The sequence below is a fragment of the Streptomyces clavuligerus genome, assembly GCF_005519465.1.
GTDB lineage: Bacteria > Actinomycetota > Actinomycetes > Streptomycetales > Streptomycetaceae > Streptomyces > Streptomyces clavuligerus.
Map to the genome: position 1 here is coordinate 376,014 of NZ_CP027859.1, position 15,551 is coordinate 391,564.

Sequence of the window (15,551 nt, forward strand, 5' to 3'; positions counted from 1 at the left end):
CCAGGCCCACCAGCGGCACTAGGGTGGGCCCGGCACCAGGCCCGGCCGACGCGGAGGACCCTGTTGAAACGACGCGACCTCGTCAACGGAGCCCTCGGCATCAGCGCCGCGCTCCTCACCACCACACCCGCCCACGCCGCCCCCACAGGCACGCCCACCGCGGCCCTCGAACGCGCCCTCGTCGAACCCTTGGCGGCTCATCCGGCCGCGCACGCCGACCTGGCCCGCGGCCTCGCCGGGGCTCGTGCCGCGTTCAGCGCCACCCGCTACCAGGCCCTCGGCCGGGCGCTGCCGCACCTGATCGCCACGGCCGAGGCCACCCGCGACCGAACCCGCCCCGGGCACGCCCGCGACCAGGCCCACGCCCTCGTCGCCCGCTCCTACGTCCTCGCCGCCGAACTCGCCGTCAAGGACGCCTCCGAGATCGCCTGGGTGACCGCAGACCGCGCCCTCGCGGCCGCCCGCGCCAGCGGCGACCCCCAGGTCATCTCGGAGGCCGCACGGATGGTCGCCATCGCCATGCGCCGCGCCGGCAGGGGCGAGGAAGCCATCGGATTCCTCACCCGCACCGCACTCACCTTCGACCACCACAGCGACCCGCCCCCGGCCGCACTCGCCGCCAAGACCTGCCTGCTGCTCACCGCCGGATACACCGCCGCCTGCGGCGGGCACCGCACCACCGCCCTCGACCTCGTCGCCGAAGCCGACGAGACCGCCCACCGCATCCCCCACGACCAGCCCCACCACGGCCTGTTCACCATCACCGCAAGCCCCGCCCAGGTCGACCTCTACCGCATCGGCATCCACACCCAGCTCGGCACGCCCGACGAGGCGATCACCCACGCCCGCCGCGTCATCCCCGGCCGGCTCCCCACCGCCGAACGCAAGGCCCGCTTCCACACCGACAGCGCCCGCATGTGGCACAAAGCCGGCCGCCCCGAACGCGTCTACGCCGACCTCCGCGCCATCGAGCACGTCGCCCCCGAAGAACTCCGGCGCCCCTCCCTGCGCACCCTCACCACCGACCTCCTCTACACCTCCACCCCACAGACGCTGCCCGGCATCCGGGCCTTCGCCGCCCGCCACGGCGCCCTCCTGTGAACCCGTTCCGGTATCCGGACGCGACCACACCCCGTCCGCCCTCCCACCGGGCACGCACCATGACCCAGCACGCCCCCCCGGGGGGCACACACCGGACCGGCAATTGAGCATTCACCGTGGTCGTCCAGTCGCTAGGCTCCAGGCTCTGCGAGCCGGGCACGTCCCGGCCCGGCCCGAGGAGGACATGTGGGATACGTACCCGTCAAAATCGTCACTCCCGAGGAGGAAGCGCGAGAACGGCGCGCGTTCCTCCACGTCGTACTGACGTCAGCCGGAATCGGGCTCCAAGGCGGGGGCACGGTCTTTCTCTCCATGTCCCTCGGTGACGGGCGTTCCGGGAGAGCGGCCCTGGCAGTGTTCTGCATTGTCCTGGGCGCCTGGGGGATGACGTATGTGCGTTCGAGGAGATCCCGGCGCCCGTTCAGAAAGTCGACGTTCGTCGCCAGCGTGCTTCTGGCGATCGTTCTGGGTGCCGCGATCTCCTGACGACGTACCTCCGCGGCCCGCCGGGGTACCCGCCAGCCGCCCACCGCCCGTACACCCCAACGCGGTTACGGTGAAGGCTGGAGTCCCTCGCCTGTGAGGTCAGTGGACTCCCCAGAGGGCGGTCCGGTGGCCGGTCTGAAGGGCGTCCAGACGGTGATCGAGTTCGTCGGCGGCCCCCTGCACGGTGGAGGGTGTCGGCGACGTCGGGTTCGCGGGGCCGAATCTTGCGTCGCCCCCGTCGCTGTGGATAACCGGTGCCCGGGAAGCGACGGCCCGACAGGTGTGGACAGCCCCTCAGGAGTGGTCCCGGTAGTAGGCGGTCAGGGCGGCGCGTCCTCCATCTCCCATCGCGATGCCCACGCGCTGCATCCGGGCGCCTTTGAGGTCGCCGGCGACGTGGACGCGGGGGTGCTGCCGGTCGGGCGGGCAGTAGCCGTCCGGGCCGCGGTTCAGACCGGCCAGGGCGGCGGGGCTGCTGCCGAGGTTGGTCACCACCGCCCCCGCCGTCCGCCGGTACCCGCCCGGGGACGGGCCGTCGGCGGTGACCCGGACCTGTCCCTGGACGAGCGGTTCGACCAGGGCCCGGGTGACGGGAACGAGACGGACACGCGGGTCGTGGTGGACCTCGGCGGTCTTGTAGGTGTCGGCAGGGGGATGGAGCACCTCTAGATGGACCGGGGCGTCGGGGTGCGCGCGCAGCCAGGTGCCCAGGGGGCGGTCGGCGCCGAGGACGATGGTGGTGGGGTCGGTGAGGTCGTCGGGGGTCGTGCGCCACAGCGGGGGGAGCGCTAGGGGCTGGGGGGTGGTGATCCAGGGGACGTCGGTGGTGGTGAGGGCGGTGACGCCGGTGGCGACGATGATGTCGCGGGCGGTGAGGGTGCGGCCGTCGTAGAGGGTGAGTTCGGCGTGGTCGTCGTGGCCGGTGACGCGGTGGGCCCGGGCGGTGAGGAGGGTGAGGCGTCCGTTCTGCTGGTGGCGGGTGATGTCCCGTTCGAGTGCGGCGGCGAGGTCGGGGCCATTGGTCCAGGCTCCGGGGACGTTGTTCAGGGCGCCGATCGCGGTGAGCTTGGAGCCGATGGCGGTGGCTTCGACGAGGAGGGTGCTCAGGTGGAGCCCGGCGGCCATGACCGCGGCGGCGACGCCGGCCGGGCCCGCTCCGACCACGATCAGGTCCGTGTCGGGACGGGTGGTCACGCACACGCTCCAGGGCCGGGACCGGGGTGGGTGAGAAGTTCGCCGAGTCGGCCGGTGGTGAGGAGCTGGCGGGGGCCGAGGTTGCGGCGGGCGAGGAGGAGCGCGGCTTCGTGGTGGTCGGGGCCGCCGCCGGAGGCGCAGGCGTCGGTGACGATCCAGGGAACGAATCCGCCGTGGTGGTAGGCGGTGGTGGCGGTGTCGTAGACGCAGGCATCGGTATCCATCCCGGCGAGTATCAGATCGCGCCACCCGTGCAGCCGGGCGAGACAAGCGAACTCCGGGGTGATGGCGCTGGAGCCGGTCTTGTCGACAATGTGCGCGCTCCTGGTCCAGGGGGCGAGTTCGTCGATGAGCTGCTGCTCGGCCGGGGTGCGCATGCGGGTCCAGCCGGTGATCCTCTCGTACGGGGAGGCGGGCGGGTTGCGGAACCGGGTCAGGACCAGCGGCCGGCCCGCGCCGGTCCAGCGCCGGGCAAGCTCCACCAGCGCGAGCACCACCGGCCGGGTGTGGGGGTTGATGAAGCCCCGCTGGGCGTCCACGATCACCAGTACGGCTCGGTCAAGGTCCATCCGCTGTCCTCCGCTTCGTCACGGCCGGGGTTGTGGGGTGTCCACGGAAGGCCGGGGCGGTGCGTGGAGCTACCGCAGGGGGCGCCGGGGGCGGTGCGGGGGCCCGGCTGGAGGGGTCAGCCTACGGGTGTCCAGCCCCAGGGGCGGGGTCCCCGTTCTCCGCGGAGGCAGGCGAGGCGGTGGTGTGCTTCGGGGAGGGCGTCCGGGTTCTGGGCGGCGGTCTGGAAGGCGAAGGTGACCAGGCGCATTTCCCGGATGGCCTGGAGGAGGGGGTAGTGGTTCCAGGTGCGGACGTCGGTTCCGTAGGCGGTGGTGAAGCGGTGGTAGGCGTTTGGGGTGAGGGTGCCGAGGGTGTCGGCCGAGACGGCGGTGGAGGTCAGGTCCCACTGGAGCGGGCCGGGTGTGGTGCGTTCGAAGTCGAGGAGGACGACGGAGCCGCCGGGGGGTGTCAGCGCGGTGTGCCGCCCTGGGGGTTGACCCGTGTGGGTGGCCGGCTCGGATGCAGTTGCTCACCGAACCGCGGAATTGCTCATCCACTGCTGACGAACCGCCCTCATTGCTAACGAAGTCGCGGATCCTGGATGAGCTGTAGGTTTCACCTTCTCGTGCGCACTGACTCCGGCGGAAATACCGGATTCCGCGTGAAACGAGCACGGCGGGTGTCGGTCCTCCCTGCGCAATAGGAGCCCTGCTGGGCAGGCTGCCCATCACAGTCAGTGACGGTGTCCTGTGGGCCGTCGCCTGCCTACTTGTCCTCTGTGGCCCCACCCGCGGGCTCGTCTTCCCGGGGATCACCACGGTGCCGCCGTCCGTCCCCTCCGGCCGGCTCGCCGGTCTTCTCGGTCACGCGCGCACCGCGTTCGACCGCTTCGTCATTGTTCTGGTTTGCGTCCACGCGCTGAACGGCACCGATGTCCGCCGTCTGCTCCTGGCCGATCTCGACCTGCCGAGAGAGCGGATTCTGGTGCGTCGTCCCAGCCTGCGGCACACCGTCTACCTTGATGACGTGAGCTACCGGTTCGCTTCCGAGTGGACTCGTGAGCGGCACCGCCGCTGGCCCGTGCCGGGCAGACGGCTCGCTCAGACCGTATCCTCCATGAGACCTTCGAGACAACGGCGCCCCTGCGTCTGATCCGCCTCTTCGGGATCAGCGCCACCACCGCAATGCGCTACATCGCCTCAGTGCGTCCCGAGCGCACCGCGCACCTTCCGCGCGGATAACCAGACAGCCCTGTCCCGAAATGCCTCGTCCGTGCCCCAGAGCGCGGAGCCGGCGCTCGCCATCCAGCGCCACGCGCCGTCGGCGCGGGGCCCGGGTCGGTCAGCGCGGCCCGACGGAGACGTTGAGGGTGAAGATCTCCCGCACCGACGCGCCGTAGGTGATCACCGAGGTCCGGCGCCGACGACACCAGGCCGGTGTGAGTGCGACAGCGGCGGCCCGCTCGTCCACGACGGCCGCCCGTCCGCCGTCGTCAGCCGGGGCTCCACCACCTGCAACCCCGCCTGGCCCTCCGTGACACCGGCACCGCCGCCTACCGGACATGGATCATCACCCGCACCGGCATCTGACCCCTGCGCCGCGTAACAGCCACGGTTGCGGAGCGGTCGGCCGCTTGGGAGGCCCTGGCCGTGAGCGACCCGCGGCAGCCCTCAGACCGGGGCGGTGACCGGTTCGCCCTGCGCACCACGCGGACCGGGCACCGAGGCCGCGGCGGTGAGGTCGAGATGGGGGTTCCTCTCCGGCTCGAACCGGCCGTAGGGGTTCGCTGGGCGGTTACTCTTTCCAGCTCCCCGATCTGATCTGCCCGGCGGGCTGCGGGCTCTGCGCGACCAGCACGCCACCGACGACGGATAGTCCCCGAGGTGGCCGGGGACAGGGTGATTGACGAGGTCGTCGAGGACGACGGGCGTGAAGGCGGCCTGGTTCGCCGTTTATCCGCCATTGATGCTTTGTTCGATATACGGGCGTGCGGGTGGTGTGCTCAAATCTCTTCCGCTTGTCCACAGTTCCCGCATGCCGTTCCTCGCCTGGGGCGGTTGCGTCGTCATGCATACGTGCGCCGGCCTGTTCCGAATCACCGGGAGCGGGGCGGCCCTACGGTGAACGGGATGGCTGATGACTGCCTCTGATCAGGGTTTATTGAAGTCGTACAGTGACCGGTCCTACACCTTTACGACGATGGTGCGGCATCAGGGGACGGTGCTGGCGTTCGCGCTGGATGATGCGCGGCGGATCGTCTACACGGTGCTGGATCTGTCGTCGTACGACGAGAAGCGGGGTGAGCTGGACGCGGCGTACTGGTCGGAGAATCCGGCCGAGCTGCCGTTCCCGTCGGAGATCGTCCAGGTCGGGTTCGCGGTGGTGGGCGCGACGGCGATGCCGGTGGTGAAGAAGGGTAGCCGCGCGGAGGCGGACGGGGGTGAGGAGCTGGCGGAGGAGGAGAGGGACCGGTTCCTGTCGTCGACGGCGCGGCTGACGGCGGGTGATGTGCCGTTCCAGGTGGTCTCGGACGGCACGCATGTGGTGGTGCTGCGGCAGTCGGTCGGTTCCGGCCATGCGGACGCGGTGTTCGCGCTGACCGGCGGGGGCTGCTCGGGTGACGGGACGCGTGCTGACGTTCAGAGGGATGCGGCCGGTGAGAGGGTGCCGGTGGTGTCCGACTCGCTGCTGTGTGACCGGTTCCTGTTGGTCGCCGGGCGGTTGAAGCCGGTGAACGAGGTGCGGTTCAAGCGGAGCCGGCACAAGAGCGAGCCGGAGTCGGCGAAGGACAGCCTGGGTGCGGCGGACATGGACGGCCGGCCGTTCTTCGAGCCGACGCAGGAGCTGGTGTTCGTCCGGAACCTCACGCGGGGGCGGTTCGCGGCGGTGCTGACGCCGACTGCGGTGCAGGGGCAGCGGCGGTGGCAGTTCTTCGCCCACAACTCGGTGACGGGCAGGATCGACTCGTTCAATGTGGAGCAGGCTGGGGACGGTCTGTTCAACACGCAGGGGACCCGTTACTGGACGAGTCCGGACGAGAAGTACCGGTCCTCGGTGTTCGAGCGGGAGCCGGGGACGTGTCCGTTCACCGGGCTGGCGCTGGTGCCCGTCGCGTCGGAGACGCTGTACGCGGAGACGGCGCTCAAGTTCAACGGCACCGATGCGTATGTCGCGGTCGCGGCGGGGCCGGGGTTCGGTGGCGGGGCGTATGCGGTGGAGGCGTGGATCAGCCCCGGCGCGGCGGGCGGGCCGGTGGTGGCCCGCGGGTCGGGGTCGGGCGTGTTCCGGCTGCGGGTGACCGGCGCCGGCGCGGTGGTGGTGGACCACGGTACGCAGTCGCTGACCGCCACGCAGTCGCTGGGGGCCGGGGAGTTCGCGCATGTGGCGGTCTCTTATGACGGGTCGGTGGCCACGGTGTATGTGAACGGCGCCTACAGCGCCAGTGGCGAGCTGCCGCTCGTGGCCGGGGCCGGGGAGCTGCGGATCGGTGCCGACCGGGATGGGGCGTTCTTCGCCGGGGTGGTCGACGAGGTGCGTGTCTGGGACCGGGCCAGGGCACAGGTGGAGATCGGCGACGAGCGGGCGCACCGGCTGATCGGGAACGAGCCGGGTCTGGCCGCCTACTACCGGCTGGACGAGGGCAGCGGGACGCGGGTGTACGACCAGACCGATACGGCGGCGCACGGTACTGTCGCCGGTGGGGCGCGGTGGGTGACGTCCCTGGCACCGGTGGGTGACCACCCGGGGGTGCGGCGGGACAGCTTCACGCTGGAGGGGCGGGAGGTGGTCTCGGGTTTGTCGGCGTCGCTCTATTACCAGCAGGAGGACGCGGTCTCCGGGTACGGGGAGGCGGCCAAGCCGGCGAAGCGGCAGGCCCGGGTGCTGCTGGCCTGCGCCACCCGGCCCAGCGGAGACAGCGCCTCACCGGCGCATGTCGCGACGGTCGACTTCGGGGTGGGGGTGGACGGGCGGCTCGCGGACCTCCCGGATGTGGTGGTCCTGTCCGAGGTGGGCCGCCCTGTGGAGGAGACCGCCGACCAGGTGACCGCGCAGGAGCGCAAGGTCGAGCAGCTCGTTCTGGAAGAGAAGGCGGTCAAGGACGAGATCACCGCGCTCGGGGTCGAGAAGGCGGGCCTTGAGGCCGAGATCGCGCAGGCGCAGAGCGACCCGTCCGCGGCCAACGATCCGACCAAGTGGGCCGCCTGGCTGGCTGACGACTACCTCAGAAACTTCTTCTACACCACCACGTACCGGTCTCCCTACCCGTCGCGGCTCGTTCGGCTGGACACACCCGACCGGTGGCACGTCATGCGGGTTGCGGGGGTGGCGGGCCGGTACGGGAATCCGGCGGTGGCGCTGGTCAACCTCGACGACGGCAGCAAGGTCCTGGACGCGGTCGCCGAGCCTTCCCGCGGCGAGTTGTTTCCCGCCCTGCGGGCGTACACGCTGACGGACCCCCTGCCGACGTCCGCCGTCTGGTACGTGAAGGGCGACATGCGGACCAGCATGAAGCTGCAGAGTGCGGTCAACGACTACTGGATGGCGACGATCACGGTATTGGCCGGGGAGTCGAACGCCTTCGCGCGGCGGCTGGTGAAGGTCGGGATGGCTCCCGACCCCTTCATTCAGGTCAAGCAGGCCCGGGTGGCCGCCGTCACTGTCCTGGTCGAGCAGCGGACGCGGGATCTGGCGGCCAAGCGGGCGCAGTTGGTGGCTGAGCGGGCGGAGCTGGCGCGGCTGAGCGGGGTGCTGCTGGGTGCGGCCGATCTGGTGCTGCCGGTGCCGCATGTGTCCCTGAACGCGAGCGGGCTGAGCTGTGCGGGGGCGGTGCTGAAGTTCGCGTGGACCTCGGAGACGCCGTTCGTGGTGGACAGCGCGGCCGACCGTGTGGCGTTGTACTTCCGGGGGGCGAACGGGCAGTTGTTCGCGGCGTATCTGGACACCACGGCGGTGCGGGGGGTCCAGCAGCTGGCGGCCGGGGGTGTGACGGCGCTGTTCACGGCCCGCGACCCCGGGGTGGACCTGGGCTCCGGCACGCGGATCACCGTCTCGGACTCCTCCGTGGCGGGCGCGGGCGGTGACCGGGCCGCGAGGCTGTGCGATCTGACGATCACCCGTGGCGGGGAGACGGAGACGTTCACCGGGCTCCCGCGGCGGGCCCGCGACCTGGCGGCGGTCGTCAACGGTGTCCCGGACCAGCCCGTGCAGGTCGGGACGGTCGCCAGCGTCACCGACGACCAGGTTCAGCTGACGGCGGCCTCGGCGGTGGCGATCCCCGCCTACAGCTATCTGTGGATCGGGACGGCGTCGCATCTGGTGACGCGCGCCGCCGTGGCGGGGGCGACCGCCTTGCGGGTGACCCCGGCGCCGTCGGCGGGTCTGACGCCCGGTACGAAGGTGACGCTGGTGCGCTACGACTCCGCGGGCGCCAGCGTGTCCCGGCCGGGCGCGTCGCTGGTCAGGGGTTCGCGGTGGATCACGGTCAGCGCCGACAAGGCGGAGGAGCCGGTGCCGAACGGGACCGCGACGGTGCGGGTCACCGGGCACGGCAGTCAGTGGCGCGGGGACGCCCCGGGTCGGGCGTTCCAGTTCGACGGCACCGCCCAGCGGCTGTCCCTGCCCGCCGGCCGGCTCGGTGAGGTGAGCGTCCCGGCCGGCGACCTCACTGCGGAGGCGTGGGTCAAACCACTCCTCGTCCCCTCCTCTCGGTCACGGATCGTGCAGGTCAGGAGCGGGGACACGAAGGCGGCGCTGGCGCTGGCCGCCTCGGACGCCCTGAGTGGCGGCATGCTGCTGGACGGCACGGACGACGCCATGAAGATCGACAACGCTGATCCGAGCGGCGGGGACCTCACCATCGAGTTCTGGTTCAAACGCGGCACCCCCCGAACCCAGCAGGAGACCGTCGTCTCCTGCGCGACCAGCGGACTCTCGGTGGGATTCACCGCGGACGGGAAGTTCCGCTTCATCCTCGTCGCAGGCACTGGTGCCCAGACTCTGACCACCACGAGCGCGTACACGGACACCGACTGGCACCACTGGGCGGTCACCTTCGACCGCACCAGCAAGATCCAGACCGTCTACCGCGACGGGGTGGAGGTCGCCCGGCGAACCGCCACCGCCGTGCCGGCCGCCGGCTCCTATCTGATCGTGGGGCGTTCGGACTTCGGCACCATGCAGTTCTGCTCCGGACGCCTTGCGGAGCTGCGGACGTGGAGCACCGTGCGTTCGGGCGGCGACATCGGTGCCGACCGCTACCGGCGCATCGGCTCTGCCGAACCCGGGCTGGCCGGATCGTGGGTGTACGAGAAGGACCGGCTGGGCACCGCCTTCGCGTCCGGGCAGCTCCTGTTCGCCGACCGCGGTCCGCACACCCGTCACGGCGGAGTATGGGGGGACCCGGCGACCGCGGACTCGCCGCTGGCCAAGTACAAGGTCGTGGCGGCCGTCGGGGACAAGACCCGGATCAGCCGCGACAGCTACGAGTGCGGGGACTGGGCCCACCTGGCCGCCGTGCACGAGCAGTCGTGGGCGCTGACGTTCGACGGCGCCTCGTGGGCGGAGACCCCGGACGCGGATGCCCTGGACATCACCGGGGACCTCACCATCGAGGTGTTCGCGAAGATCGACGCGATCGGCACCCGCCAGGGCCTCATCTCCAAGGGGCGCCTCGGCGACGGCACCGGCGGCAGCGTCCCCTACCAGCTCTCCGTCCTGGCGAGCGGGAAGCTGGAGTTCGCGTTCGAGGAGCCCGGGCCCACCGTCAAGCGGTACACCTCCACAACCGCCGTCACCGCCGGATTCCGCCGGATCGCTCTCGTCCGCAAGGCCGGACAGACCACCCAGGAGGTCAAGGGCAAGCGGAAGTTCCCCGTCACCAACTCCTCCGGCACCACTACCGAGCAGGAGTTCGACGTGGTGGAGCGGGTCGACGTCGAGGAGTGGCAGGACATCCGCTTCGTCGTCGACGGCACGGAACTCGCCGTCACCTCACCCACCGGATCGGCCCTCCCGCTCGGCCTCACCGTGGACCCAGGCCGCTACACCGGCCCCGGCCCCCGGGGCAACGACGGCCCGCTGGAGATCGGCCGCGTCCGCGAGGGCACCACCGCGTACCCCTTCAAGGGCACGGTCGGGGAGGTACGGATCTGGGGCAAGGCCCGGGAGAACAACCAGCTCGGCACCGCGCTCCAGCCCCGGGACGACGGTCTGATCGCCCGCTGGACCTTCGAGGAGAACGAGGGCAACACCACCGCCGACCTCGCCGGCGGTTACGGCCTCAAGCTCCGCGGCGCCCGCTGGACCGCCGACCCCGACCCCAAGGCCAGCAGTTTCACCCTCCACCGCAACGGCGAGGCCATCCCCACCGACACCCCCACGACCAGCCCGCTGACCGAATGGAGCCAGGAACAGCTCACCCTCGGCGCCCTGAAGACGAGCGCCACCGACTTCGGCGAGTTCTTCCACGGCGCCCTGGAAGAAGTCCGGCTGTGGCGCACCGCCCGGACCCCCGAGCAGCTCCTCGACAGCCTCTTCACCCGTCTCAAGGGCGACAAGCAGGATCTGATCGGCTACTGGCCCTTCGACTCCGCCTCCACCACCCCGACCTCGGAAGCCGTACGGGACCACTCCCTGCGCGGCAACCACCTCGACCTCGGCGACGAGACCAACCGTCCCGCTATCGTGCTCTCCACCGCCCCCGTCTCCACCGACACCGCGGCCGTCCGCTCCGCGCTGGCCGGGGTCCGCACGCGCTTCCACCAGAGCGCCACCGCCGGACCGGCGGCGAGCGAGTACGCCGACCTCCAGTACACCCCCACCGGCGAGGCGACCGGGGTACTCAAACGCGCCTATGCCCACATCACCAACGGGACCTGGCACCTGACCACCGGCTACAAGGTCGGCGATCTGGTCAGCGAATGGGTGAGCCAGGTCCAGTTCGACCCCCAGCTCATCGGTTACATCGAAGGCGCACCCCCCGTCCCGTCCGAGAACCTCACCGGCGGCACCGACCCGGCCGGCTGCGCGAAGGTCACCTTCCAGGAAGCCGACGAGGTCACCTCCGCCCTCTCCTCCAGCAGCGAACGCAGCGTCGACACCAGCTTCAGCGTCACCGCCGCCAACGAGGTCGACCAGGACACCCTCCTCATCCTCGCCCCCCTCGGCTTCGGTGTCGCCAGCCCCCTGTTCGAGGTCGGCCTCCTCGGCAGCCTCGGCGGCAGCCTGGAATTCTCCAACGCCTGGACCAGCGAGACCTCCGTCTCCCAGGGCACCTCCACCCAGCGCGACACCACCGCCACCCTCACCGGTGCCTGGGAGGACGACACCCAGCAGCTCAACGACGCCATCGGCCGCCGCTGGGTCCCCAACAACCACGGCTACGCCCTGGTCCAGTCCGAGACCGCCGATGTCTACGCCCTGCGCCTGGCGCACACCGGGGCGCTGGTCGCGTACCGGATGATGCCCAACCCGGACATCCCCAAGGACTGGAACATCATCAGCTTCCCCATCAACCCCCAGTACACCAAACAGGGCACCCTTGACGGGGCCGTCGGCTTCGACGACCGGGGCAAGGTCCTCGACCCCGCCTACGCGAACGCCACCGGCCGCGGCGACCACAGCTACTTCAAGCCCCGCGAGGCGTACGCGCTCAAGCGCCGCATCCTGCGCGAGCGCCAGCAGCTGGAGAACTACTACCAGAACGTCTCCACCGACACCGGCCGCAGCGACCCCACCGAAGGACGCGCCGAAAAGCTCCTGGAGTCCTTCGTCGGCCCCGTCCCCTCCCCGGACGCCAAGCAGCCCACCGCCACCGCCGACTCCTACGCCAACCGCAACATCGCCAACACCTACGTCTGGACCGCCGACGGCGGCTTCTTCGCCGAAACCACCTCGACCACCGACGTCGTCACCCAGACCACCGGCGGCTCCTACACCCTCACCGGAAAAGTCACCGGCACCCTCGAAGCCGGCTTCGAAGTCGGCGGCGTCGGCATCGGCCTCCAGTTCGAAGCCAGCCTCGGCGGCGGCCTGACCGTCACCCGCAGCCGCACCAAGGAATCCACCCGCACCCACAGCCTCGAAGTCGAGTGCAACCCCACCCGCGACCTGCAGAAATACACCGACGGCAAACCCGACTACAGCGGCAGCAAGCCCGTCCTGGTCCCCGGCAAGGTCGACGCCTACCGCTTCATGACCTTCTACCTAGGCCAGGACACCACCCACTTCGACGACTTCTACAACAAAGTCGCCGACCCCACCTGGCTCGCAGGCAGCAACGACCCCGCCGCCACCGCCCTGAGGCAGGCCCAGCACAGCACCCGCAAACCCCCCTGCTGGCGGATCCTGCACCGCGTCACCTACCTCTCCCGCATCCTCCCCGCCATCCCCACCGCCGACGCACCCCCGCTGGAGAAAGCCCTCCACGACGTCGACGTCACCAGCAACTACGAACTCATCCGCCGCCTCGACCCCTACGTCTCCACCGCCACCACCGACCAGGCCGCCCTCGCCGACGCCACCCGCACCGCCCTCGCCACCCACCTCCCCGAACTCCTGCCCCACGCACCTGAGATCACCCAGTTCCTCGCCGACTACTACGGCATCGCCGACTAGGCAACAACCGGCGTTTCGGGTCCGCCCACGCGGCGGGCCCGAAACGGGAACCGCCGAACCTCCGGTTCGCCAGCCGTTCGCGCCCGCACGGCCCCTCCCCCCTCACAGGCAAGACGTACCGCCCCCGGTCCCTGGCCATCACGGACGGGGAGCGCCGCTTCCACCCCGGCCGTCCCGGTGACACCTCAGATCACGGACCCTGGCCCCAAGACGGCAGCGGGCGTCGGCCAACGGCATGGCCCTGCCGCCGCGCGGCTTCTCCCTTTAGCGCATCAGGAAGGCGGCCGTCCCGGTTTTGCTCCAACCTGTCCCAGCTGGGGCGCTGCCCCGTCACTCTGGCCAGATCCGGACGACCGGCAGGAGCGACCGTGCCCTTCGCGGCCCAGTTCCCGTGGCCGTCTGTCCGGCCATGTCGACAGCGGGCCCATGTCCGTGTGCCCACCGACCCAAGGAGCACCCTCATGGGGAATCCGATGTGCCGTTCCAGGTCCGCACGGGCCCTTTGGGTGGCGACGGCCGCTCTGCTGCTGTCGGCGGCCACGGTGCCGTCGGCGTCCGCGGGCAGCCCGCCGCTGGAGGCCGGCACCTACACCGTCCGCACCGCGCACGCTGGCAAGTGCCTCGGCCCCCAGGGCGACGGCAGTGCCGGCGGGGAGGCGGTCGTGCAGCAGCCCTGCGACGGCCGCCCCTCCCAGAGGGTCACCCTGATCACCGCCGGGGGCGACATCCCGCCGAACAGCTTCTTCGTCCGCACCGCCGCCGGGCTGTGCTGGAACGTCAAGGACGGCCTTCACCACCAGGGCACCCCGATCATCCAGTGGCCCTGCGGACCGTGGTCCAACGAGGTTTTCACCGCCTACGGCGACCGCCACCCCTGGACGGGCCACATGCTGCGGACGCACACCACCCGCCCGAAGTACTGGAACTGCCTCCACATCCGTGACGCCTCCGCCGCCGACGACGCCCCACTGATCCAGCACCCCTGCAACTCCAGCGGAGCGGGCGGACAGAACGACACCCTCCACTTCACCCCCGCCTGACCACCCCCGCCACAACCGGGCAGCCCGCCCCCGAGGCGACGGCCTCCCTGCGGGTCACCATCACCCGATCGGGTGATCTTCACGTCGCGGGGCTGCCTCCCGGCCATCCGCCCCGCCCACACTCATTTCCCAGCCGGGCGCGGCTCGCGAACAACCGCCGCGCCCTCTCACACCGGGGAGCCGATCACGGACATTGCCGAACTCATCAAGATCATTGAGGCTCTGGGGCCGCTCCTCGTCCCGCTGTTCCAGTGACCAGCCCCCGTTTCTCTCGCAGCGCCCCCTGGGGTCGGTTCCCTGCCCGGGACATTCGCCCAGGATTGGTGGCAAGGAGTCTCCGTGAACCCACCCCGTTGTCCCGCCTCACACCGCGAAGTCCGCCGGGTCGCGGCGGTCATGACCGCCGTACTCGCCCTCACCACGATCACAGCCGCAGACCCGGTCCCGGACCGCACCCGGGCCCGGAGTGCGGCCACGGCCGTGGCGCTGACCTACGGCGTCACCGTGCGGCACATCTTCGTCCTCGACCTCGGTACCGGCCCGAGCCGGCCGGCCGCCTCGGCTCACAGCGGGACCGGGCCGTAGAGGACACGCACCATCACAGTGAGAACTCCGGCGCGAGCGGATCCGGGAACGGCCTGTTCGGGACTTGGCCGGTTCGGCACACACGGCCGGGCTCCGGGGCGGTCGCGTCCTGGCCGGAGCGCGACCACCGGCAGAGGGGAAGCCGGCATGGCAGGTACGGGTGGCTGGTTGCGGCGGGTTGTTCCGGTGGTACTGGGGATGGTGCTGGCCGCCGGGTCGGCCGGGAGCGCGGTGGCGGTCCCGGTGCCGCCGCCGGGCGTGCTGGTGGTGGGCGGCACGGACGCCCCCGCGGGCGCCTATCCCTATCAGGTCTCGCTGCAGGTCCAGAGAGACTTCGGCTGGTACCACGTCTGCGGCGGGTCGGTCATCGACGCCCGGTGGGTGCTGACCGCGGCCCACTGCCTGACCGGGACCCCTGCCGGCCGGATACGGGCGTGGGTCGGGGCGAACAACCTCTTCGTCCCCGGCGGCACCACCTACCCGGCGCAGGAGACGATCACCCACGAGAACTACAACCCCCGCGCCGCCGGCAGTCCGAACGACATCGGGCTGCTGAAACTGGCCACGCCCATCGCCTTCACCCCGCTGGTCCAGCCGATCGCCCTCCCCGACCTGCCGGAACTCTCCGGCGGCAGCGCGACCCTCACCGGCTGGGGACGGCTCCACGGCAACGGCCCCACACCGGAAACCCTCCAGCACGCCACGGTCACCGTCCTGCCCGTGGCCACCTGCCGGCTGCGCTGGCCCGGCCACAACCTGCACCCGCTCAACCACCTGTGCACCTTCGACAGGGAAGCGGGCCTGTCCGCGTGCGAGGGCGACAGCGGCGGCCCCCTCGCCCGCGACGGCCGGGTGATCGGCATCGTCAGCTGGGGCGCCACCACCTGCAACGGACAGACCCCCTCCGTCTACACCAACACCGGCGCCTACCGGACCTGGATCACCACCAGGACCGGCATCTGACCGAACCGGCCGTCGTCG

10 protein-coding genes are annotated in these 15,551 nt (G+C 71.1%); 6 read left to right on the forward strand and 4 right to left on the reverse strand.

Annotated features, from left to right (window positions below):
- Positions 1–63: 63 nt before the first annotated feature.
- Positions 64–1,101: a hypothetical protein gene (locus tag CRV15_RS29960; protein WP_003963067.1), complete on the forward strand. Its 1,038-nt coding sequence runs from the start codon at positions 64–66 to the stop codon at positions 1,099–1,101.
- A 186-nt stretch (positions 1,102–1,287) separates the two neighbouring features.
- Positions 1,288–1,587, forward strand: a complete 300-nt coding sequence (locus CRV15_RS29965; RefSeq protein WP_003957406.1) for a hypothetical protein — start codon at positions 1,288–1,290, stop codon at positions 1,585–1,587.
- 294 nt (positions 1,588–1,881) lie between these two features.
- On the opposite strand, the gene CRV15_RS29970 is transcribed toward CRV15_RS29965, so the two are convergent.
- From CRV15_RS29970 to CRV15_RS37525, 4 genes are all read right to left on the reverse strand, one after another.
- A complete protein-coding gene (locus tag CRV15_RS29970) occupies positions 1,882–2,781 on the reverse strand; it encodes an FAD-dependent oxidoreductase (protein WP_003963068.1) in 900 nt (299 codons plus the stop codon).
- Positions 2,778–3,350, reverse strand: a complete 573-nt coding sequence (locus CRV15_RS29975; RefSeq protein ID WP_003957404.1) for a cysteine hydrolase family protein — start codon at positions 3,348–3,350, stop codon at positions 2,778–2,780. Before CRV15_RS29975 ends, CRV15_RS29970 begins: the two co-directional genes overlap by 4 nt.
- A 745-nt stretch (positions 3,351–4,095) precedes the next feature.
- A complete protein-coding gene (locus tag CRV15_RS36385) occupies positions 4,096–4,338 on the reverse strand; it encodes a hypothetical protein (RefSeq protein ID WP_009999080.1) in 243 nt (80 codons plus the stop codon).
- Between the two features lie 333 nt (positions 4,339–4,671).
- Entirely contained in the window at positions 4,672–4,800 is a 129-nt protein-coding gene (locus tag CRV15_RS37525) for a hypothetical protein (RefSeq protein ID WP_003957401.1), read from the reverse strand.
- Positions 4,801–5,529: 729 nt separating this feature from the next.
- Here CRV15_RS37525 and CRV15_RS37530 point away from each other — a divergent pair.
- The 4 genes from CRV15_RS37530 to CRV15_RS30015 all read left to right on the forward strand — a co-directional run bounded on the left by CRV15_RS37530 (position 5,530) and on the right by CRV15_RS30015 (position 15,533).
- Entirely contained in the window at positions 5,530–12,945 is a 7,416-nt protein-coding gene (locus CRV15_RS37530; RefSeq protein WP_009999081.1) for a LamG-like jellyroll fold domain-containing protein, read from the forward strand.
- Positions 12,946–13,451: 506 nt separating this feature from the next.
- Complete coding sequence (locus CRV15_RS30000; RefSeq protein WP_009999082.1) at positions 13,452–13,985, forward strand: RICIN domain-containing protein; 534 nt, start codon at positions 13,452–13,454, stop codon at positions 13,983–13,985.
- Positions 13,986–14,324: 339 nt separating this feature from the next.
- Complete coding sequence (locus tag CRV15_RS30010; protein WP_003957393.1) at positions 14,325–14,570, forward strand: hypothetical protein; 246 nt, start codon at positions 14,325–14,327, stop codon at positions 14,568–14,570.
- Positions 14,571–14,717: 147 nt separating this feature from the next.
- Entirely contained in the window at positions 14,718–15,533 is an 816-nt protein-coding gene (locus CRV15_RS30015; RefSeq protein ID WP_003963073.1) for a serine protease, read from the forward strand.
- The last annotated feature ends 18 nt before the right edge of the window (positions 15,534–15,551 follow it).

What these genes read in the sequence shown, in the direction of transcription:
- CRV15_RS30015 (WP_003963073.1), top strand. Translation starts at nt 14,718, where the DNA reads ATGGCAGGTACGGGTGGCTGGTTGCGGCGGGTTGTTCCGGTGGTACTG.
- CRV15_RS29975 (WP_003957404.1), bottom strand. Translation starts at nt 3,350, where the DNA reads ATGGACCTTGACCGAGCCGTACTGGTGATCGTGGACGCCCAGCGGGGC.
- CRV15_RS37530 (WP_009999081.1), top strand. Translation starts at nt 5,530, where the DNA reads ATGGTGCGGCATCAGGGGACGGTGCTGGCGTTCGCGCTGGATGATGCG.